The sequence below is a fragment of the Acinetobacter sp. OYA S30 genome, from assembly GCF_033599315.1.
GTDB classification, from domain to species: domain Bacteria; phylum Pseudomonadota; class Gammaproteobacteria; order Pseudomonadales; family Moraxellaceae; genus Acinetobacter; species Acinetobacter baumannii.
Genome location: NZ_JAWVAV010000004.1, coordinates 145,044 through 166,683, shown reverse-complemented (window position 1 = coordinate 166,683; position 21,640 = coordinate 145,044). Strand labels below are relative to the sequence as shown.

At 38.7% G+C, this 21,640-nt stretch carries 18 protein-coding genes; 9 read left to right on the top strand and 9 right to left on the bottom strand.

What is annotated here, in order from left to right; genetic code table 11:
- Position 1 precedes the first annotated feature (1 nt).
- Positions 2-1,147: an alpha/beta fold hydrolase gene (locus R5R67_RS03780; protein WP_318754756.1), complete on the top strand. Its 1,146-nt coding sequence runs from the start codon at positions 2-4 to the stop codon at positions 1,145-1,147.
- Between the two features lie 69 nt (positions 1,148-1,216).
- Here R5R67_RS03780 and phoR read toward each other — a convergent pair whose 3' ends face one another.
- From phoR to R5R67_RS03765, 3 genes are all read right to left on the bottom strand, one after another.
- Positions 1,217-2,575: a phosphate regulon sensor histidine kinase PhoR gene (phoR, locus tag R5R67_RS03775; protein WP_000273191.1), complete on the bottom strand. Its 1,359-nt coding sequence runs from the start codon at positions 2,573-2,575 to the stop codon at positions 1,217-1,219.
- Between the two features lie 9 nt (positions 2,576-2,584).
- Positions 2,585-3,295 carry a phosphate regulon transcriptional regulator PhoB gene (gene phoB / locus R5R67_RS03770; RefSeq protein WP_000650776.1) on the bottom strand — a complete coding sequence of 237 codons (711 nt, stop codon included), beginning with the start codon at positions 3,293-3,295 and terminating at the stop codon, positions 2,585-2,587.
- A 255-nt stretch (positions 3,296-3,550) separates the two neighbouring features.
- On the bottom strand, positions 3,551-4,222 hold the full coding sequence (locus R5R67_RS03765) for a TetR/AcrR family transcriptional regulator (RefSeq protein WP_000224581.1): 672 nt from the start codon (positions 4,220-4,222) through the stop codon (positions 3,551-3,553).
- Positions 4,223-4,418: 196 nt separating this feature from the next.
- Here R5R67_RS03765 and R5R67_RS03760 point away from each other — a divergent pair, with 196 nt between their 5' ends.
- Positions 4,419-5,252 carry an SDR family NAD(P)-dependent oxidoreductase gene (locus R5R67_RS03760; protein WP_000787753.1) on the top strand — a complete coding sequence of 278 codons (834 nt, stop codon included), beginning with the start codon at positions 4,419-4,421 and terminating at the stop codon, positions 5,250-5,252.
- Positions 5,253-5,307: 55 nt separating this feature from the next.
- Here the strand turns inward: R5R67_RS03760 and R5R67_RS03755 are convergent, their stop codons facing one another.
- The 5 genes from R5R67_RS03755 to R5R67_RS03735 form a co-directional block, all read right to left on the bottom strand.
- Entirely contained in the window at positions 5,308-6,675 is a 1,368-nt protein-coding gene (locus tag R5R67_RS03755) for an MATE family efflux transporter (protein WP_001135125.1), read from the bottom strand.
- 106 nt (positions 6,676-6,781) lie between these two features.
- On the bottom strand, positions 6,782-7,936 hold the full coding sequence (locus tag R5R67_RS03750; RefSeq protein WP_000939856.1) for a pyridoxal phosphate-dependent aminotransferase: 1,155 nt from the start codon (positions 7,934-7,936) through the stop codon (positions 6,782-6,784).
- 27 nt (positions 7,937-7,963) lie between these two features.
- A complete protein-coding gene (locus R5R67_RS03745) occupies positions 7,964-9,274 on the bottom strand; it encodes a DUF445 domain-containing protein (RefSeq protein WP_001055481.1) in 1,311 nt (436 codons plus the stop codon).
- Positions 9,275-9,287: 13 nt separating this feature from the next.
- Positions 9,288-9,851 carry a CC0125/CC1285 family lipoprotein gene (locus R5R67_RS03740; RefSeq protein ID WP_000876371.1) on the bottom strand — a complete coding sequence of 188 codons (564 nt, stop codon included), beginning with the start codon at positions 9,849-9,851 and terminating at the stop codon, positions 9,288-9,290.
- A gap of 59 nt (positions 9,852-9,910) precedes the next feature.
- The gene (locus tag R5R67_RS03735; protein ID WP_000999587.1) at positions 9,911-10,450 is read right to left on the bottom strand and encodes a DUF924 family protein; all 540 of its coding nucleotides are present in this window, start codon (positions 10,448-10,450) and stop codon (positions 9,911-9,913) included.
- A gap of 168 nt (positions 10,451-10,618) precedes the next feature.
- Here R5R67_RS03735 and gshA point away from each other — a divergent pair, with 168 nt between their 5' ends.
- From gshA to R5R67_RS03705, 6 genes are all read left to right on the top strand, one after another.
- Positions 10,619-12,196 (top strand): glutamate--cysteine ligase, encoded by a 1,578-nt coding sequence (gene gshA, locus R5R67_RS03730; protein ID WP_000082281.1) that lies wholly within the window; start codon positions 10,619-10,621, stop codon positions 12,194-12,196.
- A 14-nt stretch (positions 12,197-12,210) separates the two neighbouring features.
- Complete coding sequence (locus R5R67_RS03725; RefSeq protein WP_001240041.1) at positions 12,211-12,726, top strand: disulfide bond formation protein B; 516 nt, start codon at positions 12,211-12,213, stop codon at positions 12,724-12,726.
- Positions 12,727-12,891: 165 nt separating this feature from the next.
- On the top strand, positions 12,892-16,206 hold the full coding sequence (locus R5R67_RS03720; protein ID WP_000898349.1) for a type VI secretion system Vgr family protein: 3,315 nt from the start codon (positions 12,892-12,894) through the stop codon (positions 16,204-16,206).
- On the top strand, positions 16,199-16,762 hold the full coding sequence (locus tag R5R67_RS03715) for a hypothetical protein (protein WP_002040406.1): 564 nt from the start codon (positions 16,199-16,201) through the stop codon (positions 16,760-16,762). Before R5R67_RS03720 ends, R5R67_RS03715 begins: the two co-directional genes overlap by 8 nt.
- Complete coding sequence (locus tag R5R67_RS03710; RefSeq protein WP_000502517.1) at positions 16,762-18,708, top strand: LysM peptidoglycan-binding domain-containing protein; 1,947 nt, start codon at positions 16,762-16,764, stop codon at positions 18,706-18,708. The genes R5R67_RS03715 and R5R67_RS03710 overlap by 1 nt, the downstream gene beginning before the upstream one ends.
- The gene (locus R5R67_RS03705) at positions 18,705-19,430 is read left to right on the top strand and encodes an SH3 domain-containing protein (RefSeq protein WP_000744395.1); all 726 of its coding nucleotides are present in this window, start codon (positions 18,705-18,707) and stop codon (positions 19,428-19,430) included. The genes R5R67_RS03710 and R5R67_RS03705 overlap by 4 nt, the downstream gene beginning before the upstream one ends.
- Positions 19,431-19,494: 64 nt before the next feature.
- Here R5R67_RS03705 and R5R67_RS03700 read toward each other — a convergent pair whose 3' ends face one another.
- Positions 19,495-20,838: an alpha/beta fold hydrolase gene (locus R5R67_RS03700; RefSeq protein ID WP_001139637.1), complete on the bottom strand. Its 1,344-nt coding sequence runs from the start codon at positions 20,836-20,838 to the stop codon at positions 19,495-19,497.
- Between the two features lie 210 nt (positions 20,839-21,048).
- On the opposite strand from R5R67_RS03700, the gene R5R67_RS03695 reads away from it, so the two are divergent.
- Positions 21,049-21,630: a YqiA/YcfP family alpha/beta fold hydrolase gene (locus R5R67_RS03695; RefSeq protein WP_001021728.1), complete on the top strand. Its 582-nt coding sequence runs from the start codon at positions 21,049-21,051 to the stop codon at positions 21,628-21,630.
- The last annotated feature ends 10 nt before the right edge of the window (positions 21,631-21,640 follow it).

Below are 21,640 nucleotides of genomic sequence, written 5' to 3'. Positions count from 1 at the left end.
TTTGATATCTGGTTCTGCTATGGCTGCTCCAATTACAGATTTGAGTAAGCAAATTGTGAGTGAAAAACCGGGCTCAATACTTTCTATAGCACAACAAGATGTGACGGATTTATTTCCTCATGCAGATCAGCGCTTATTAGTAAATTATCGTAGTCGAGGTGTGAATAACGAGCCTATCGTTGCCTCAGCGTTTATTTTATTACCGAAAGGAACACCACCAAAAAATGGCTGGCCCGTACTAGCTTGGGCGCATGGTACGACAGGAGTAGCCGATACTTGTGCACCTTCGGGTGATTATGCCGGTGGACCAGTTCATTCATATCAGGAAGTTGCTTCAAAAGCGTTAGATGGTTGGCTTGCACGAGGCTATGCAGTAGTCGCACCTGATTATCAAGGTCTGGGTACTTTAGGTGCACATCCTTATATGAATGCAAAGAGCCAATTGCATACAGTAGTAGATGCAGTGCGGGCGTTACATATGCTTAAGCCAAAAGATTTTAATAAACAGTGGTTGGTGATGGGGCATAGCCAAGGCGGTGCTGCTGCTATTACCGTGGCGGCTTATGGTCAAAAAGATGCTCCCGAACTAGATTTAAAAGGGGCAATTGCTCTTGCGCCAGGTGGCTATCAATATGAAGGCATTGCAGAATATGTGAAAACTAATCCGAGTCCAGAACCAAGTGTGGCAGCATTTTTCCCAATTGTGTTATTGGGAGCGCAAGCAGCAGAGCCAAGTATTATTCCTGAAAATTTAGTCAGTCCAGAAATGGGCAATGTGCTGACTCAAGCACGTAGCCGCTGTTTATCTGAACTTCAATCTGATTTGAAAAAATCTCCTTCTAACATATTTCGACCTAATACAGATTTAAAACCTCTTTTGACTTATCTTAAAGAACAGTCAATTGAAAACATGGTACCGACTGTACCGTTAATGATTGTTCAAGGTACTAAAGATCATTTAGTCGACCCTAGAGGAACATACGCTTATTACCAACAGCTATGTAAATTAAAAAAACCAACCATTTATCAAACAATTGATGGTGGAGATCATCGCGATGCACTACGTCAGAGTCATACTTTTGCCACTCACTTTTTAAATGTCATAGAGAAAAAACAGGCGAAATCTTATTGTTCAAATTTTAAATAAATAGGTTTAAATGCTACAAAAAAGCCGACTTTTCATAAGTCGGCTTTTTATATTTGAAAAAAGATGATTTTAGGTCATGTTATAGAGTCTTTCTTTTGGAAAAACTGCGGTAAAGGTTGATCCTTCATTTTCTTTAGATTGCACGTCTAAGTAGGCGCCGTGTTGCATGAGTACATGTTTTACAATCGCCAAGCCTAAACCAGTTCCACCGGTTTGACGACTACGGTCGCTGTCCACACGATAGAAGCGTTCAGTCAGACGCGGCAAATGTTTAGGGTTAATGCCGATACCGGTATCTTGTACGCTAAAGTAAGCATGCTCACCGTCATCGTGCCAGCCAATGGTAATGGTTCCACCTTTTGGTGTGTACTTAATGGCATTGGTAATTAAATTACTAAATGCGCTGGCAATTTCCATGTCTGAACCGATGAGGTCACAGTGGCTATCAATATGTAAATTGAGTGTATGCCCATAATCGGCATTGTAGGCCTGCGCATCATCAAATAATTGATTCATTAAGCTCGGCATTTCAATAATCTGATTTTTTGCGATTTTCTTATTATTTTCTAAATTTGATAACAGTAGTAAATCATTAACCAACGCATTCATACGTTTGGTTTGAGATTGCATCTGGTCAAATGCACGTTTCCAGCGCGGGTTAATATCTTCTTGGTCGGTAAATGTTTCGATATAACCACTCAGGACGGTTAATGGTGTGCGCAGTTCATGTGAAATATTATCGACGAAGTCTTTACGCATTTGCTCAAGATTGTGCATACGAGTCACATCGTATGCCACAAGTAAGCGGCTTTCCCCACCAAATCGTGTGAGCTTAACCTGTACATAACGGTCATCATCAAGATTTGAATGGAGCTTAATCCCATCAGGTGCCTGATCGATATTGTTAAAATATTCAATAAAAGTTGGCTGGCGCAAAATGGTTAATAAGTTACGACCACGGTCAAGTGGACTAATTCCTAGTAAACGCTCTGCGGCTGGGTTCCACCATTCAATTTGATGTTGATCATCAATCAAGACTACCGCTTCGGCAAGTGCAACTAATGAAGATTGAGCGCGGTCAATAAGTCCTACCATTTCCGCTTGAACAATACGTTCTTGGCGCTGGGCACGGTAAACGTTAAATAATAATGCCCCCCAAATTCCGTTGAGGTTCGGAGGGACATCGTATGGATTATTGGCAATCCAGTCATTGACCAAATATAAAGAACGCAACTGAAGTGTAAAAAACACCACAAAGGCAATAAAAATACAGCTCCAGAAATACCCAATTCCTAAACCGACTAAACCTGCAATAATCAGGAAAAATAATAAAAGTCGTAAATCTTGTTTAGCAAACGTCCATAAACTACTGTAGCGGGAAAGCTTTTGTTCACGTACCTGTTCGGGGACGGGGTAGGGTTCATACATAAATTTTGGTTAACCTGCGGCTAAATCTGCACGTGTTGAGAAACGATAACCTGTACCACGTACAGTCTGAACAAATCGATCTACACCAAAAGGTTCTAAGACTTTACGCAAACGACGGATATGCACATCGATAGTACGGTCTTCGATGTATACATTACCGCCCCACACCTGATCGAGCAACTGGGCACGTGTATAGGCACGTTCCGGATGGGTCATAAAAAATGCAAGCAGACGGTATTCTGTTGGTCCCATATCTAAAATACTATTACCAAAGCTTACGCGTTGGCTTACAGGATCAAGAATTAAACCATTGGCATCAATTGTTTTTTCACCGCTTAATGCATTTGCGCGGCGTAGAACAGCTTTAATACGAGAAACCAATTCACGGGTTGAAAATGGTTTGGTCATATAGTCATCTGCACCAGCATCCAGACCTTGTACTTTGTGGTCTTCTTCACCGCGAGCGGTCAACATAATGACTGGAATTTCTGCTAAGTTTTCATCACGTTTTAAACGGCGACATAAGTCGACCCCACTTACGCCCCCGGGTAACATCCAATCGAGCAAGATAAGCGCCGGACGTTGGTCGACGATAATTTGATGAGCCTGTTTGGCATCTTCTGCCTGTAAACACTGAAAGCCTGCCATGTCCAAAGAGGTATGGATCATTTCGCGGATAGGAAGCTCATCATCGACAATTAAAATATAGTCATCTTTCACAGCGTAATACCTTGTAGATTTTAACGGTGAACCGTTTTGTAGTTATGACAGGCTTATTACAAAGATTAATTATGACAATTTCATTGCAGAAAAGTCTATAAAATCGAATTTAGCAATAATTTGTGACAAAAATACGGCAAGCGCATGACCAAATGATGACAGGTAGGTATAAATTTTCTTAAAACCATTCAGTGTGTTACAAGCTTATCTCAAACGAAGTTTTTACAACAAAAACAATGTCAAAAAACTTTAATATTATTTTGAAACTTTCGCGAGCAAAGCTAAAAAAACAATACGGCAGGCTGCTAAAACTTGCTCTAGAGACTGCTTAAACCCACCCATTACCCATCGAACGGCAATTTGTGTCACATATCCATTTAAACCAGTAGCGATTAATGAGAGTTCATTTTCGTTATGCTGGATTTGCGGCATGGTTAGCATCACAAAAGCTTGAATCATACGATCAAACTGGGCGAGAGTTTCCTGAATGGTGGCTTGATTATGTAATTCTTGGACCAAAATTGCATCGACATACACAATACGAGCCAAACGAGGGTCGTCTTTTAAAGTACTCAGTAGAGCACGTAAACCAGCATCGACCATTTGCTCAGGGTCTGGAGCCGCTTTAATGACGGCTTGCATCAAGTTTTGCTGTAATTCTTCAATCATTTTTAAAAAGATAGTCTGGAATAAATCTTCACTCTTTTTAAATGATTCATAAAAATAACGTTCGGTGAGTTTTGCTTCTTGGCAGACATCTTTTACCGTCACGGAAAAAAAGCCAAGGGTTCCATAAGTTGCAATACCGGCTTCAATGAGTTTTTCGCGGCGTGCCTCTTTGCGCTCAGACAGAGATAACCCTTTGAACTGACGTTCTTTACTCACAGTTTTTGTTTTCTTTTTACTGGTTGAGTCGTTTGTCGCCATAAATAAATGGTTTCCTAATTTATCGGTTTTTCGGCAAATATGAGCCCTATGATAAAGCCGTCAGCAGAATTGTGCCAATCTATCTGAAATTACAGTGTACTATATTGACAATGTATATTGTCAAAATTATATTGAAAGAGTCTAAATTGCACATGCAATGAACCAGTTGTGCAAATCGAAAAACAAAGGATGGACAATGAAAAATTTTAAAAACAAAGTCGCTGCAATTACGGGTGCGGGTTCTGGCATTGGGCAACAATTAGCAATTCTTCTGGCAAAGCAGGGCTGCCATCTTTCATTAAGTGACATTAATGAAAAGGGCTTAGAGAAAACTGTTGAGCTATTAAAACCCTACAGTAACATTACTGTAACAACCAAGAAGTTAGATGTTTCTGACCGTGAGGCTGTAAAGCAGTGGGCACAGGAAACTGTTCAAGATCATGGCTGTGTTAACCTGATTTTTAACAATGCTGGTGTAGCTTTAGGCTCAACTGTAGAAGGCGCGACTTACGAAGATTTAGAGTGGATTGTGGGAATTAACTTCTGGGGCGTGGTTTACGGTACTAAAGAATTCTTACCGTTCATTAAGCAAACACAAGATGGCCATATTATTAATATTTCCAGCTTATTTGGTTTAACGGCTCAGCCAACCCAGTCTGGCTATAACGCGACCAAATTTGCGGTACGTGGTTTTACTGAGTCATTGCGTCAAGAGTTAGATATTGAAAAATGCGGCGTAAGTTCGCTATGTGTACATCCGGGCGGTATTCGTACTAATATCGCTAAAGCTGCAAAAATGAGTGATAGCTTGAGTAGCTTGGGTATGGACCCAACTAAATCGATTCAAAACTTTGACAAGTTATTGCGTACCCCACCAGAGGAAGCAGCTCGTCAAATTTTAGATGCAGTTTTGAAAAATAAACGCCGTTTACTCATCGGTAGCGATGCAAAAATTCTGGATGCATTCCAGCGTTTATTCCCAACGGGATATCAACGTGCTTCAACCATTGTAACCAAATGGATGAAATAAGGTTTAAAAGAAAAAAGCCATCAATTGATGGCTTTTTTATAAGGTTTAATGCATTCTAAATAAGAACTTTGATCTTCTTTTTCTTCCAGATAAATTGATAATACAAGCCTTGAATAATACATAAACTGATAAATGCCAAGGCATAGGCGACCCAAATGCCTTTAAGCCCCCACATCGAACTAAACCAGTAAGCGCATGGCATTTCAATAAATAAAATGGCAGAGATGTTAATCAGCATTGGTACGGTTACAGTCCCACTGGCACGCATAATTGATGCAAAAATGGCACCTGCACCAAAGAATAAAATTGCCCAAAGTACAATAAATAAAAGCTGTTGCCCTAACACCACCACAGTTGGATCTGTGATGAATAAAGCCATCAAATATTTTGAAAATAGATAGCCAAGTGCAATTAAGGTACCTGTAAATAAAAAGTTCATTCCCAAAGCAGTGCGTGTAACACGTGCGAGTAGGTCCGACTTACCAGCACCAATCGCTTGTGCTGCAAAGATTGAAGCCGCGATGGAGATCGAAATCGCTGGAAATTGAATATAGTTGAGTACCTGATTCACGGCACCATACGCAGCTGTGGCATGAGCTCCGAAACGGTTCACTAAACCCACAATGACTAAACCGGCCATTGAAGTGGTAATCATTTGAATACCGGTTGGAACACCTAGGCGTAAAATGATTTTACTTAATGCCGAATTATGACGGATATGTTGCAAAAGCTGACGATTTGGCCGAAGTGGATGCTTTTTCTTATTTAGATAAATCGCAAGAAAAATTAAGATAGCAATATAACTAATAATTGATGCTATAGCTGGTGCAATAATACCGAGGGCAGGAAAGCCAAAATAACCTTTCAGCAGAATTGGCGTAATAATTACGCCGATCACGCTGGTTAAAGCCAGTGCAAGTAAAGGGGTAGTACTGTCTCCTACACCGCGTAAAATTGAGGTATAGATAATATAAACAAAGAGAAGAGGACTACCTGCTAACATCCATTGCACATAAGGCAAAGAGAGGTGCATCACCTTCGGGTCCGTACCTAAAAGTTCTAAAATGTCGTGGGCAAAAAACACACCAATGATTGCGGTAATGATACCGCCAATGATGGTCATAAATAGGGTAGAACCCACCACACTTTGAACCTTTTCTATGTCTTGTGCACCCCAAGCCTGTCCCACTAAAACAGTAGTACCCGTTGAAATACCGATAATAAACGCAAGCAGTAAAAACAAAATGGGGAAATATACAGAAACTGCAGCGATGGCATCGACCCCCATCATTTGTCCAACAAAGATGGTGTTAATGGTACCGGACAGGTTTTGCAAGATATTGGTTGCAATCAGGGGCAATAAGAAAACAAAAAATGTTTTCCAAAGATTTTGCTGATGAATTAAAGACTGTCTTGGTGGCATGTATTCTCCATCGCCCATCTCTCTGATGAGCGGGTCGGATATTCAACTTAGCATAATTGTAGGGAACTTCTTGTAGTATTTTTACAATGCTAAGTGACTAAATTTATTAACATTGATTCAGAATTTCTCCTGCTTTTTGCAGTGTTTCATCATTTTTTGCAAAGCAGAACCGTATTAGGCGTAAAGACTCTGGGGCTTGTTGGTAAAACACCGAAACAGGAATAGCCACAATCTTATGTTGCTCGGCAAGAAACTGGCACATTTCCACATCGTTTAAGTCAGGTCTAATCTGGCTGTAATCAAGGTTTTGGAAATAAGTTCCTTGCGATGGTTTAAGCAAAAAACGGCTATTGTGGATCGCCTGATTAAATCGGTCTCGTTTAGTCTGATAAAACTGTGAAAGTTCCTGAATATGTTCTGGGTGTTGCTGCATATATTGCGCAAGTGCAATCTGACATGGTGTTGTGCCACAGAAATTAACATATTGATAAATCTGGCGGAACAAACGCATTAAATCAGGTGAAGCAACACAGTAACCGGTTTTCCAGCCTGTGACATGGAAGGTTTTTCCAAAAGAACCAATCACAAAACTACGTTCTCTGAGCTCAGGGAAATGCAACGCGCTAAAGTGCTGTTGACCATCAAAAACTAAGTGTTCGTAGACTTCATCAGATAAAACTACAATATTTTTATCCTGAATTAGTTCAATGAGTTCTAACCAGTCTTGTTTGGACCAGATTGTACCTGTTGGATTGTGGGGAGTATTTACCACAATCATACGGGTTTTATCGTTAATTCGATCTTTAACTTGTTGCCAGTTCACCTTAAAGTCAGGTGCTTGCAAGGCAATATGCACCGCTTTACCACCTGCTAACTCGACAGAAGGTCCATAGCTGTCATAACTCGGGTCAAAAATAATGACTTCATCACCTGTGTTGATGCAGGCTTGTATGGCACAGAAAATTGCTATGGTTGCACCGGGCGTAATCGTGATTTGAGTTACAGGATCAAGTTGAAGATGATCACGTTGTTGAAATTGTAAAGCGAGCTGTTCACGCAGTGCGAGAATGCCATCACCAGGTGGGTACTGATTGTGTCCAGCCAAAGTTGCCTGAGATAGGGCTTCGAGCAAAGCAGGGGGTGCAGGAAAATCCGGGAAACCCTGTGAAAGGTTAAGTGCACCCAAGCGCTGTGCCATTGCCGTCATTGTACTAAAAATAGTCACCCCTTGTGCGGGCAATTTGGACTGAAGCTGTAGCATATTGTTCTCTTAAGGAAATTATTAACGTTATAAAATTGATTCAATCGCTGCTCGTATTACACCTAGAGTTAAGCCGATAAATGCACCTACCACAACGCCATTCACACGAATCATGTGTAAGTCGCCACCGACTTCGTTTTCAATTTTTCCAATCATTTCACGTGAGTCCCACTCATGAATGCGCTCACTCACATAGCGTATGATTTTATGGCTATATTGGTCCGTAAAGTTCATGGCAAGTCCTGTCATTTCTTTGTTGAGAACTTCACGTACTTTTACATTTTGGACAAGGTTTTCACCCAACTGCTGAATGGCAGCTCTGAGGTTCATTGCAATACCAGAGTCTTCTTTCATTAAATCTTCTTTAATGGCATCGCATAAAATAGTGACAGCACCACTAATGAAATTTAGAACTTGAGGACTATCTAGCAACGCATCTTTGCCACTATTTAGACGTTGGCTGGCAATACTCTCAGGGTTTGCCAACTCCAGCATGAGCGAGTGGGCAATAGTTTCAATTTCCTGTCGCCATGGGTGTTCATGGTCAGCCAGCATTGATTCTACTTTTTCAACCAATGAATCAATGGTGCGCTGCTGAACATCAATACCGATCCAGCTTGCACCTTTTGCAAGAGACCAGACACCCAGCGCTTTAAACATTTTTCTTGTCAATTCGCGAGTTTTATCCGGATTTTGTACCACCCACTCATGCGCGATATCGAGACCACGTTGCAGTACATCTTGGTGGAAATCATTTTCCAATACTGCACGCAGCATTTCACTCGCAAGTTTATTGACTTGAGTGTTACGCACCCATTGCACACTGTTGTTTTGCACGAAATTGGCAATTTGTTCTTGGCTAACAAATTCAAAAACTTTAGGTACAGTTTGCTGAATGAGTTGTACCACTTGAGTATTGTTTTGTGGACTAGCAAGCCATTGGCCAATGGCAAGACTTAAATCGGTTTTTTCTAGGCTTCGTTCGACCACCTGAGGCGACAGGAAGTTTTCTTGCACAAATCGACCCATTGATTCGGCAATACGTGCCTTATTACGTGGAATAATTTCGGTATGATCACGCAAAAACTTAGGGATGGGAAGCTTACCAAATGGGTTTCGAAACAGAACGGTAATCGCATACCAATCTGCTAGTCCACCCACTACACCAGCTTCGGCACCTAGCATTAAAATATGAATTAAGTCTGTGTACTCTGGCAGAAAGCGATTGGCGATCAATAACCCAATCCACAGCACCACCACAATAATAAGTGCCATCGTAGCGAAATATTTGCTGCGCTTCAGATTGGGTGCATGGTGTACTTCTTCTGCCATATTCATACGGTCATCCTATTCATTTTTGTTTTACTGGCGGCTCAGGTGGCGGCAACAATTCTCCTGTCGGGCTTAAACCATATTTTTGTCCGATAGATTTGAGAATTAACGTTGCATCAAAGGCATCTTGAGGAGCCTGCTTTTGATCCCGATAACATTCAATAGTATACGACACTTGAACAGGGTCGATATTGACCACTTGTGGGAAATCATAGAACGGATCATGCCAGAAACCCGGATAGCGGCGGTAGTAACCATACGGGTAAAAGCTTGGTGCAGATGGGTAAACTACAGCTTGACGCGGTGGCTTTTGGCTTTGATTACTTGGGTCGTTGAGCACTTTAAAAAAGCGGAAACCTTTTTGTACTGTAGTCTGTGCTGATTTCACCAAAGTGATTTCTTCGGCTGCTCCATAGCTCATGTTTGGATCAGCCTGAAAGCTGATTCGAAACGTTTGAGCATTTAAGGGATAGGCCGAAAACTGGCCAAGCTGATCGAAAGTTTTTGGTTTGCTGGGTACAGTTGAACAAGCACTTAAAGTTATGGCAGTGCCTAAAGCTAAACAAAGAGAGAGATATTTCATGGTGAACTCCCAGCTGAGCATAAAAGAATGGATGCGTCAGCATTAAAAATAGAGAAGTCTTAAAAACTACTGTTCGGTTCTAATAAAAATTCGGTTTCCTCTGGTGTTGAGACACGTCCAAGGATGGCATTGCGATGAGGATAACGTCCAAAGCGATCTATAATCACTTTATGTTTTTTCTCAAAGCTTAAATTAATTTCATTGCCGAGGCGTTGAAATAATTTTAAAGCAAACTCATGAATTAGCTTCGATTCACTATGCATAAATGGCATGTACAAAAACGAGCGCTGTTCTGGGTTAAGTTGTGCATCGAGTTGCAAACTAATTGCTTCTTGTGACAAGGCTAAAGCAAGTCCGTCATAAGCAAAAGATTCGGGTTGATCACGATAAATGTTGCGAGAAAACTGATCTAGCACAATAATCTCTGCAAGACGACCTTCTGGTGTTTTCCGCCAAGACCAAAGTTCTGCTCGAGTTGCCTGTCGATGAACGTCTGCAAATTGATCACGAATTTTTGCGTCAAAATCCTCACTTTTTGCAAACCAGAGTGAACGGTGTTCAGGTGAAAACCAGAAGTTTAAAATGTCTTGATCGTTCATGATATTGACAACTCTTTAGCAATTATTCTTCAATAAAATCACAATTCTTTCGTGTCTTAAATAACAAGATTGTGATAAAAATTGCCAAACTGAAATGATGTGATCATATCAATAGCCGTATCATGTCACGATTTTGTATATAGTGATCTTTTATAAGCGAGCAAATGCATGAGTCAACCCACTACACCATCTCAATCAGTTATTCCTGCTTGGGTGGATTCGTCGCTACTACAAGGCATGTTACGTGGAATAGAACGTGAAAGCCTACGTATGCAAAGTAATGGGTTCTTATCACAAGAGTTACATCCAAAGGCATTAGGTTCAGCTTTAACACATCCGAAAATCACCACAGATTATTCTGAAGCGTTGATGGAGTTTATTACTTCACCACAGCCAACCATTGGTGATGCCTTGCATGAGCTCACCGATATTCATGCGGTTGTGCACCGTCATTTAGAAAATGGTGAAAAGCTCTGGCCGTTGTCTATGCCATGTATGCTAGATGACAATGAAGAACGTATTCGTCTAGCTCAATATGGCACTTCTAATATTGGCCGTTTCAAGACGCTTTATCGCCGTGGTTTAGGTATTCGTTATGGTCGCCGTATGCAGACGATTTCGGGCGTACACTATAATTTATCTTTCCCTGATTCTCTTTTTTCTGCTTTGCAGGCACATGAAACTGACGAAAAATTAAAAGCACTTAGTCTGCAAGATTATCGTAGTCATCGCTATTTTGGACTTATCCGTAACTTTATTCGTTTAACGCCACTGGTTATGTTTTTAGTGGGAGCGAGCCCATCGGTTTGCCGTTGTTTTCTGACGGGTCATGAACATCATTTGTTGCCTTTAATCAAAGGGTCATATTATTTACCGTATGCTACAGCTCTGCGTATGGGACGTTTAGGCTACCAAAACTCGGCACAAAAAAGTTTAGGCATTCACTATAACAACTTAACTGGTTATTTGGATGGTTTACAAAAAGCAGTACATTCTCCATACCCGCCATTTAGCCGTTTAGGGTTAAATGATGCCTCTGGTGAACCATTGCAAATTAATGATCATGTTTTACAAATCGAGAATGAATATTACAGTCTCGTGCGTCCAAAACAAGTTCCTCAAGCGGGTGAAACACCGTCTCAGGCCTTGAAAAATCGAGGAGTGGGTTATGTTGAACTTCGTGCAGTGGACGTAAATCCATATTCGGCAATTGGCGTCAATGAAACAACAGCAGGTTTCCTTGAGGCATTAGCGCTTTATTGTTTATTAAGCGATAGTCCTGAACTGTTATGCCCTGAGCAAGATTTGATTGAGAAAAACCAGACAGAAGTGGTTAATCGTGGTCGAGCACCAAACGCAACCATTACTGATTTAAACGGGTCTTACCATATTGAAGATTGGGCACGTCAGCATATTTCTAAAATGCAGGATTGTGCTCGCTTACTCGATCAGACCTATGCAACAGATCTATACAGCTCGGCTTTGGCTGTGATGCAAGAACGTATTGATGAAGTAGATGAAACATTATCTGCTCATGTGATTGATGACACATTAAAGCATGGTGGAACCTGGAGCTTTGGTAGTCATATGGCACAGTTACATGCTGAAACTTATGAAAAGCATGAGATTAGTGCAGAGACTTTGCAATATTTTGAACAATTGGCTGTGCAATCTTTACAGCAGCAAGAACAACTTGAGCAAGATAGTCAGATCAGTTTTGATCAATATCTTGAACAATATAGATAAAAACGAGGTTTTACATGCGATTAAGTTACCGTTTGGTGAGTGGACTGCTTGTTCTGGCAAGCATTGTCGGCATGTCTTTTGCGTTGTATTTGGAACATGTAAAAGGGTTAGAGCCATGTCCGCTCTGTATTTTTCAACGTGTTGGCTTAATGGCAATGGGTTTTGTGGCTCTTATTGCGTTTTTGCATAACCCCGTTTCCAATGCGATTAAACGCTTTTATGCATTTTTGGCAGGCGTTGCAATTTTATGGTCAGTGGGAGTGGCGGGCCGACATGTTTGGCTACAGCATTTACCACCAGATCAAGTACCAAGCTGTGGTCCGGGTTTAAATTACCTCATTGATGCTTTACCAATGAAAACCGTTTTACAAGAAGTACTTTCTGGCTCAGGTGAGTGTGCGGCAATTGACTGGACTTTTTTAGGTCAGTCTTTACCAGTTTGGTCATTGGTCTATTTCCTTTTACTATTACTGGTTTGTTTATGGCAGTTATTCCGTTTTTATCCAGTGTTTAAGACGGCTAAAAAGTAAGTTTAAAGTAATTAAAAAAGGCTCAACTTAAGTTGGGCTTTTTTTATAACTTTCGAATAAGTGAAAATATAAAAAAATTGATAGAAATAGCGCATAATTTTGTAGACAGATAGTTCTGTTTTTTATAAAGTGCAGCCGTTTATATATCCTTATGATTATAAAAAAATGCTTTTTAATATATTTAGTGTCTTGGAAAAAATAGGGCTAAATGCTCAGAAACGTGCTATTCACGTACAATTTTCTAATGAACTACTCAATCATCAAGTATTCTTACAACGTATAGAAGGCCAACATCAGCTAAATGGTGGCCTAATGGCAGAATTGATCTGCCTTTCAACCAATGCCCAAATTGCATTGAAGCAATTTATTGGTGTTCAAGTCGCTGTTGATCAGGTCACTGATTCGGGGCAATTGTTCCGAACTACAGGTATTGTGACTGAGGCCAGTTATGGACAAAGTGATGGCGCTTTAACGCTTTATAAGCTGACTTTAGAAGATGCGACAAATTTATGGCACAAACGCCGTAATAGTCGTGTTTTTATGAATAAAAGTATCGTAGAAATTACCGAAGTTCTATTTAAAGAATGGCAAGAAAAAAGTCCACTGTTTGCTGCGAGTTTAAGTCTTGATTTGGGTGGGTTAAGTCAAAACTATGATATTCGTCCGTTCACTATGCAGCACAACGAGACTGACTATGACTTTCTCACACGTCTGTGGCGAAGTGAGGGGGTTAGTTGGCTCATTGATGAATCAGAGCTTTTTGTCCCTCATTTTACTGCACCAATACAAGCTCAAAAACTAAGATTAATTGATGACAATAACCAATACCAAGCTTTAGCGCGTCGTAGTATTCGCTATCACAGAAGTAGCGCAACCGAATATCAAGATAGTATTACAGGCTTTGTTGCAGTGCGAAGTCTGCAACCGACTGCCGTACATGTACAGCGTTGGCAGCCCGATGCGTTAGCGCAAGAAGAGGGTAATGGTTCAGTTGTTACTACTCATACACACTCAGATAACTTTGATTCGGCTACTTTAAGTCTTGAGCAAGCATGGCACGTAAGCCCCGCCTGGATGCAAGATTTAAAAGGGGAAGATCAGGCAACCGCTTCAAGCAGTAGCCAATTAGAAAAATTAAATCAGCACTTCACTGACATGCATGCGAGTCGGGCCAAATACTTTAAAGCCTACAGTAGTGTGCGCGATACCCAAGTCGGCTATTGGTTTAATCTACGCGAACACCCTGAAATTGATCAGCATGAAGGAGCAGATCAAGAGTTTCTGATTATTGCCAAAAATTTCTATAACCAAAATAACTTACCTAAAGATTTACATCAGCAAGTTAGCCAGTTATTAACCCAAAGTCGTTGGGATCAACATGGTTATGATGATATCGAACGTCAAAGTAATGAGCTGACCTTAATACGCCGTCAAATCAAAACGGCACCTGAATACAATCCAGAACAGCATCGCCCAATTGCTTACCCACAAAGAGCGAAAGTCGTGGGACCTGAGGGAGAAACTATTCATGTCGATGAATGGGGACGCATTAAAGTACGTTTTCTATTTACTCGTAGTGATGATCATGGCCATGATGGTGGCGCAGGTAGTAATGACAATGATACCGACTCGGCTTGGGTGGATGTACTGACTCCTTGGGCAGGAGAAGGTTATGGTGCACGTTTCTTACCACGTATTGGTGAAGTGGTTGTCATTGACTTTTTTGATGGCAATATCGACCGTCCATTTGTGACGGGCCGAATCCATGAAGCGCAGCGTTCACCAACTAAATTCGATGTAAAAGGGCAACTTCCTGATACTAAAAAGCTAAGTGGCATACGCAGTCAGGAAATCAATGGAAGTGGCTTCAACCAATTACGCTTTGATGACACAACTGGACAAATCAGTACTCAACTCCAAAGTAGTCATGCGGCAACACAGCTGAATTTGGGTAATTTAAGCCATCCAAAAGAACAAGAGACGAGCCAAGGCCGTGGTGAAGGCTTTGAGCTCAGAACAGATGCTTGGGGAGCTGTGCGTGCGGGTAAAGGCATGCTCATTAGTACCTATGCACAAGAGCAAGCGATTGCAGATCATTTAGAGGCTGCACAAGCACAATCTTTACTTTCACAAGGCTATGAAAGCATGAAAATGCTCAGTGAAGTTGCAGCCAAGCAACAAACTGATGCTTTAAACGTAATTAATCGCTTACCCAAATTCATCCAGTCTCTTGAGTTAAAAACCACAGGGCAGGCATTAAATAGTACGGTAAACCTATTCAAAGAAGGAATTAATAACGATCCTATCCATGCCCTAAAAGACTGCGGTGGCTTTATTCAAGACATCGGTGCACTAGGGGGAAATGCAAAAGGCATTGTAGATGAATTTAATTCTTTCTTTAGCGATGCTAAAGATGCAGTAGAAAATTTAAAAGCATTTATCGAAAACGTTGAAGAACATGGCCCTGATATTGTTAAAGGAAAACTCGCAAGTATTAAAGACCGAATTCATAAAAATCCATTTGAAAGTATTCAAGAGGTCGGGAAAGTCTTAGCAAATGTCGAGACTAAAGACTTTGATTTGATGAGTACGTGCGGAACTTTTAGTAAAGGCAGTAAATTGGAAGTATCACCTTCTAAAGCATTGAGTTCTTTACAAGGCTTTATGGAGGGTTATACCCAAGGTTTAGAAAGCAGTTCCGATACTAAACAGCAAGAGCAAGGTAAGATCTTCAGACAAGCCCTTATGTTGTTAGCATCACCAAATGGTATTGCTTTGACGACGCCTGAAAATATTATTCTACAAGCTTCGCAAGATATTGCCGAAAGTGCCAGCGGTTCAATTAATTTGAGTGCTCAGAAAAATATTATTGGGCATGCACAAGACAAAATTAGTTTGTTTGCTGCGCAAAAGGGTCTAAGTGCGTTTGCCGCTAAGGGGCCAATCAAAGTGCAAGCTCAAACAGAGGGCATTGAAATGCTCTCAAGAAAAAATATTAAAATTCTTTCTGTTGAAGATAAGATTGAAATAGTTGGACAGAAAGAAATTGTATTAAATGCTGGTGGTAGTCAATTAACTATTTCAGATAAAGGAGTTTTTATTAATACTCCTAGATTATTTCACGCTAAAGCAGGTCAGCATAAATTTGATGCAGGTGCTATTATAAATTATTCTTTTCCAAATTTACCAAGTATGTATTACGGTAATTTTAATATTAGGGATAAAAATAATAATCCTATAGGCGGTCAAAAATATAAGATGACGCTACCAAGTGGAAAAGAAATTCTAGGATTTACTGATGAAAATGGTAACACAGTTACTGGATATTCTGGTGAAGATAACCAAAATTTAAAATTAGAAATTATTGAGGATTTATATCAAGATATTTGGTATCAGCCAAACTCTACATATGAATATGAAACAATTGATGATTTAGAGTTGCCTGTAAATTTTGATAAAGAGGTTGATGAAGATGAATAAAATATATATTAGTTTACCGATGATTTTTATTCTTAATATGAGTGGTTGCGCTACAGTAGCTCAAAGTGCTCCTCTATATGAGAAATATGAATCTCAAAATTTAAAATGTGGTGAAGCTAATGTTAAAGTAATTTCTTATTGTTATGATCCTGAAAAAGGGCTTGAAGATAGAGGTAGTGGTGGTATTGTCAGAGAGTGTAAAAGTAGTGTAATTAAAATAAATAATACACAAGAAATAAATATACCAGTAATGGCAGAAAACCAAAAAAAATTATTAGAGAAACAAGGATATGATTTCTCAGGAAAACTTGAAGAAGGAAAGTGGAGCTTAGTTAGTTTTGCGTGTATTAAAAATAATCAAGATTCTTTTCTTTTATTAAATCAAGCTACCTCTAATGATATAAATATGATGGATCATAGTAAAGGATCATTGTGGGATAATCCAGTATTATTAGATCTTAAAGGTAATATAATTAAAAATGGAAATAAAGAAATATTAAAAAATAGTAAAAAAGGAAAAGCAATTTCAGCTAATGCAGTTTATGGGAATGAGTGATGGGTGATATTTATCAGTTGCTAAAACCCAAAAAGGGATATGCATATACTAAGGAACAAATAATAGATGCCTCATTAGTAAATTTACCTATACCTACAGGGAAAAAGTTAAAAGGTAATTCTAGAGTTATAGGCGATGTAGATGAGGAAACCTTCAAAATTATCGTTGATACAATTATTTCTTTATGTTCTAGATTTAATCTAGAATATCAAGAAATGGCTTATACACTATTAATTTGTTTAGCTGAATCTGGTTTCAATCCAGATGCAGCTGCTGGAACCACAAGTGCATCAGGCCTTGCTCAATATACAAGATCAACAGCAGATGCTTTTAAAGCAAGATCAAAATCAATACTAGGTTTTGAAATAGACATGAGCGGAACAAATGTCTTTGATGCAAATATAGGTTGTTATGGTGTTTTAGTCGCTTTTTTATTTAATAAGAATTTGGCTCTGAAATGGGGTTTTAAACCTAATGATGATAAATATTGGCAATTGATCTATATGCTTCATCATGATGGTCCTGGTTATTATGAAGATGACCGAGGAAAAGAACGCGCATTGAGATTTAAATGGCGAAAAGATGCTATAGATACTTATGAGCGGGTTTTTAAGAAAAATTTACTTTTATTAACTGCATTGTTAAAACAAAAAGTTGAAACAAAGTTAAAACTTACGGATCATGAAGGTAAAGCAATTGAAAATAAAAATTATATTATAGCTACAGTTAAGAGTCCTGATAGAAAAAAGCCTACTCACTTGTCAATGAATAGAAATGAAAAGAAAGAGATAAATGTAGTATTTGGCAAAACCAATTCCAATGGTGAGTCATCTCCAGTTCATTCGAGAATTGGAGACGAAATTATTACTCTTTTATTACCAGATAATTTTAAGAAATTAATTAATACAAAATCAGCGGGGAATTATGTAGTTAAAAAGGGAGATACTTTAGAAAAGATTGCAAAAAGAAATGGTACTAGTGTCGAGCAGCTTGCCAAGGATAATAATTTAAAAGATAAAAATAAAATATCTATTGGGCAACAACTTAAAGTAAACTCTGATGTAAAATATATAGTAAAGCAAGGAGATACTTTAGAAAGTATTGCAAAAAGAAATGGCACTACTGTTGAGCAGCTTGCCAAGGATAATAATTTAAAAAATATTAATAGAATAGCCATTGGACAAGAACTTAGAGTACATAAATTCCTAAGACATAAACCATCTAATAGCGCTTTAAAGGATATTTTTGGTTCTTTAGGATTAGATAATATAAATTTAGATTTAATAACATTTTCCAAAAATCATACAGCTAAGCCTAAAGGTAGTTCTAGTAATACAACTAGTAAAAGTAAATCAAATTTAATAGAGTTGAGAACACCGGTAAGTGCTGAAGCTGTAAAGCCTAAAAAACAAACTAAACCTGTTATAGAACAAAATAAAACACAATCAAACGGGAATAATAAGACTGTAAAAGTAGATGTAACAGATGGTATGGCTGTTATTTATACATTTCAAGATACTGAATATGGACCACATGATGCACCAAAGGTCGGTTATACAGTTTTTTATGATCACTTAGGTAATAAATTATACAGTTTTAAAACTGGTAGTAGAGTATCAAGTAAATCTAAAAAAAATGCAGATGGCCCTTTTAGTGGTTTCTATACATATATTGCTGGAGGAAGGCGAAATAGTAAGTTGGGAGCTGCCTATGGAACTACAAAAATTATGACCACAGATAGCCGTGCAAGATGGGTACATGGCGGGGGAAGCGGTTTAAGTGATCCATATGCTGAGAAACAAGGTTGGAGAGTCACTATGGGATGCACAAGAGCACAAAATATAGATGTTGAAAATTTGGCAAAAAAAATTACAGAATTTAAAAAGCAATATCCTAAAATAAAGATCAAATATATTCGAGATAGTAAAGGAACTTATCCTAAATGAAGAAACAACTTAAGTTTATAATTTTTACTTTTCTAATGATTGGTCCTATAGTATCTTCATATGCTGACTTTGGTTTTATTCAAGATAAGGATGGGTACGTTAATGTACGAGGAAATTCAAGTTTAAATTCTAAAGTTACGTCCAAATTAAATAATAATGAAATTGTTTCTTGTGTGATGGATGAAGAGACAAATAATTTTTGTTTAGTTAATGCAAGCAATGGTGTAACTGGATTTGTCTATAAAAATAGAGTAAATAATTTTAGTGGTTACAATTCTATTAAGCTATCTCAATATTCTCGAGAAAAAGCTGTTTATAATGATAAAAATATAATAGTAGAAGTGTATGCAAAAAAAGCTATTTTAGATCCTAAACTTTATAAAACTTTTAAAGGTGAATATAAGTATTTTAATAATAAAAAATTCTTTGGTACTGATGGTACTTTACCTAATAATGATTTTTTACAACTTGATAAAATCATTATTAAGAGTAAAGATAAGAAAATAGAAATTGGTAAAAATGATATAGAGCAATACTTTTTTCCTAAAAATGGTATAGACGGTGACAAGAACGAGCTTGCTGATTTTAAAATATATTACTTAAATAATAATATTTTTATTTTAAATACTTTTAATAATAGTGGTGCAGCAGCCTATAATATCGTTTTAAATATAAAAAATGGAAAACTAGTTGCCAATAAAGCTTGGAAGGTTGAAATTTAAAAATATTTTCTTTCTTCTACAAAAGCTAATTAATTAAAGAAGCCCAACATAAGTTGGGCTTTTTTTACGTCTCTACAATTCCTTCTAAATCTTCGAGCGTATAGTTCGGCATATCAATAATATGGGTTTGAATACCTTCTTGCACATAATCATTCACATGAGGATATAGCCAGCGAGTAATCTGTTCGGCAACACTTGAGTGATATTGAATTTCAAAGTGATTTAAGCCATAAAACACCGCTTTATGTGAGTCTGGAACTTTAAGCTGAAAACGTGGATTAGGATGTTCACCTAGTGCGCTTTTTACACTCACTAAGTAATCGCCAATCACGGTAAGCGCTTTATTACGCACCTTTTCAAACTCGAGTGTTCCTGCCACTAAAAAGGTATTGATATGGGAAGGTAGAGGAGCCGGAGCACGGTTGTCATCCATCATACCAATACGGGCATCCATGTATTCCCAGTCATCATCTCGAACACTACCATGGCGTAGGTCTAAAATCCCATTACTACGGATGTTAACCAACTGACCAATTAGGCCAACAAATGGAAAAGCGCCTAGCCGATCTTGTAGTGCAAATCCAAAACGCTCAAGTACTGCACCGTGGTGGGGAGATCCAATACAGACGAGGTTTTCGACCATATGAATCCATTGGTACATATTTTGTTTACCGTAAAACAGTGCGCTACGGGAAACCAGTCCACCCATACTATGACCAATTAAATCAATGCTGGTAATTCTTGGATTACGCTGTACTAAATCCTCTAATAAATTTGAGAAACTGCGGCCATTGGCTGAAATACGGCGGCCTGTATTGTAATTTAAATACAGCATCGTGTTGTGATCACGCTGCGCTAACAAACGCTCACCAATCCCGCCATAATGTGCATTTGACCAAGTAAGATGGTTCATGCACAAACCATGAACTAAAATTACAATACGGCCTGCAAGTTCGCCTTGTTGGATTGCACCGTAGTGGTCGTATAGAACCATTGGCAAGGCGAGGGGACTGTGCTGTTTAAGTAGATAGTCTCCGAAAATACCATTTAACACTCCTACTAAAAAATGAAGGGTTGGTGTTAATGGCTTCTCATGAAGGGTTGGAAATTTTTCAATAATGCGACGCAGCCCTGGTGCTAAAAAACAACTACCATATTTTTGTAAGGCACCATAAGAAAACTGATATGCCTTTTGGACAGAGGGCCGTTTTTGGAAATTTTTAGCATTTTGGGCACTAATACCAAAAGCATTTTTTAATACTTCAATATTAATGACTTGTATTAATTCATGTACACCATTTAAGCTGGTACTGAACAGTTGAGCTAAACCTTCTAGTACGTCGGCCTGACTAGGTGGCGTACGATCCCATTTACAATAAGTTTCATGTAACGGTGTTAAGCTCGGCATATCTTTTCCCCATTTACGTTATAACCGACGTTTTAAGCTGTACTTTTTATGAACGGCAGCTAACGTTTCCATCTTAGTAGTTTAAATAACACATGTTTTTAAAATACTGATGAATGGTAAGTTGAGTGGTTTTTCTTGTCTGACAATAGTGTTTTTATATACAAACTGAGAACAAAAATGTGAGTTTATTCTCAATTTAGAGGGAAATATATGAATATTATCTACCTCCATGGCTTTAATAGTAGCTCTTCTTCAATTAAAGGGCTCAGCCTTAAGCAGTATTGTAGCGAATTGGGCATAAATGTGCATTTGCCAGATTTAAATAGATCTCCGGAACAGGTAGTAGCACAGGTTTCAGAGCTGATTGAGTCTTTACAAGAGGTGGCTTTAGTCGGCAGTAGTCTTGGTGGATTTTTTGCGACATATTTTGTCGCGAAATATAATATTCCGGCTGTACTGATTAACCCTGCTATGCAACCATGGAAGCTGTTTGATGAGTTATTTCAAGTTGAAAGCATGCCTTATAAGGTGAATGATCAATGGTCAATTGATCATGTTCAGTTACGACAGTTAGAACAACTGGAACTGAAACAGCCTGTAAATGCTGACAAAATACTCGTCTTGTTGCAACAAGGCGACGAAATTTTGGATTATCGTCAAGCACAACGCTATTATAGTGCTGCAACACCATCCTCATTGATTTTGACGGATGCTCATGGCAATCATGCCATGGAAGATTTTGAAGAAAAATTACCCTTAGTGATCGAATTCTTTGCGCACACCATCAAATAAGGAAAACGTA

Bases quoted from the DNA above. Each gene is read 5' to 3' on its own strand.
- phoR (WP_000273191.1), bottom strand. From the start codon at position 2,575: ATGTATGAACCCTACCCCGTCCCCGAACAGGTACGTGAACAAAAGCTT.
- R5R67_RS03765 (WP_000224581.1), bottom strand. From the start codon at position 4,222: ATGGCGACAAACGACTCAACCAGTAAAAAGAAAACAAAAACTGTGAGT.
- R5R67_RS03760 (WP_000787753.1), top strand. From the start codon at position 4,419: ATGAAAAATTTTAAAAACAAAGTCGCTGCAATTACGGGTGCGGGTTCT.
- R5R67_RS03755 (WP_001135125.1), bottom strand. From the start codon at position 6,675: ATGCCACCAAGACAGTCTTTAATTCATCAGCAAAATCTTTGGAAAACA.
- R5R67_RS03750 (WP_000939856.1), bottom strand. From the start codon at position 7,936: ATGCTACAGCTTCAGTCCAAATTGCCCGCACAAGGGGTGACTATTTTT.
- R5R67_RS03745 (WP_001055481.1), bottom strand. From the start codon at position 9,274: ATGAATATGGCAGAAGAAGTACACCATGCACCCAATCTGAAGCGCAGC.
- R5R67_RS03740 (WP_000876371.1), bottom strand. From the start codon at position 9,851: ATGAAATATCTCTCTCTTTGTTTAGCTTTAGGCACTGCCATAACTTTA.
- R5R67_RS03735 (WP_000999587.1), bottom strand. From the start codon at position 10,450: ATGAACGATCAAGACATTTTAAACTTCTGGTTTTCACCTGAACACCGT.
- gshA (WP_000082281.1), top strand. From the start codon at position 10,619: ATGAGTCAACCCACTACACCATCTCAATCAGTTATTCCTGCTTGGGTG.
- R5R67_RS03725 (WP_001240041.1), top strand. From the start codon at position 12,211: ATGCGATTAAGTTACCGTTTGGTGAGTGGACTGCTTGTTCTGGCAAGC.
- R5R67_RS03720 (WP_000898349.1), top strand. From the start codon at position 12,892: ATGCTTTTTAATATATTTAGTGTCTTGGAAAAAATAGGGCTAAATGCT.
- R5R67_RS03715 (WP_002040406.1), top strand. From the start codon at position 16,199: ATGAATAAAATATATATTAGTTTACCGATGATTTTTATTCTTAATATG.
- R5R67_RS03710 (WP_000502517.1), top strand. From the start codon at position 16,762: ATGGGTGATATTTATCAGTTGCTAAAACCCAAAAAGGGATATGCATAT.
- R5R67_RS03705 (WP_000744395.1), top strand. From the start codon at position 18,705: ATGAAGAAACAACTTAAGTTTATAATTTTTACTTTTCTAATGATTGGT.
- R5R67_RS03700 (WP_001139637.1), bottom strand. From the start codon at position 20,838: ATGCCGAGCTTAACACCGTTACATGAAACTTATTGTAAATGGGATCGT.
- R5R67_RS03695 (WP_001021728.1), top strand. From the start codon at position 21,049: ATGAATATTATCTACCTCCATGGCTTTAATAGTAGCTCTTCTTCAATT.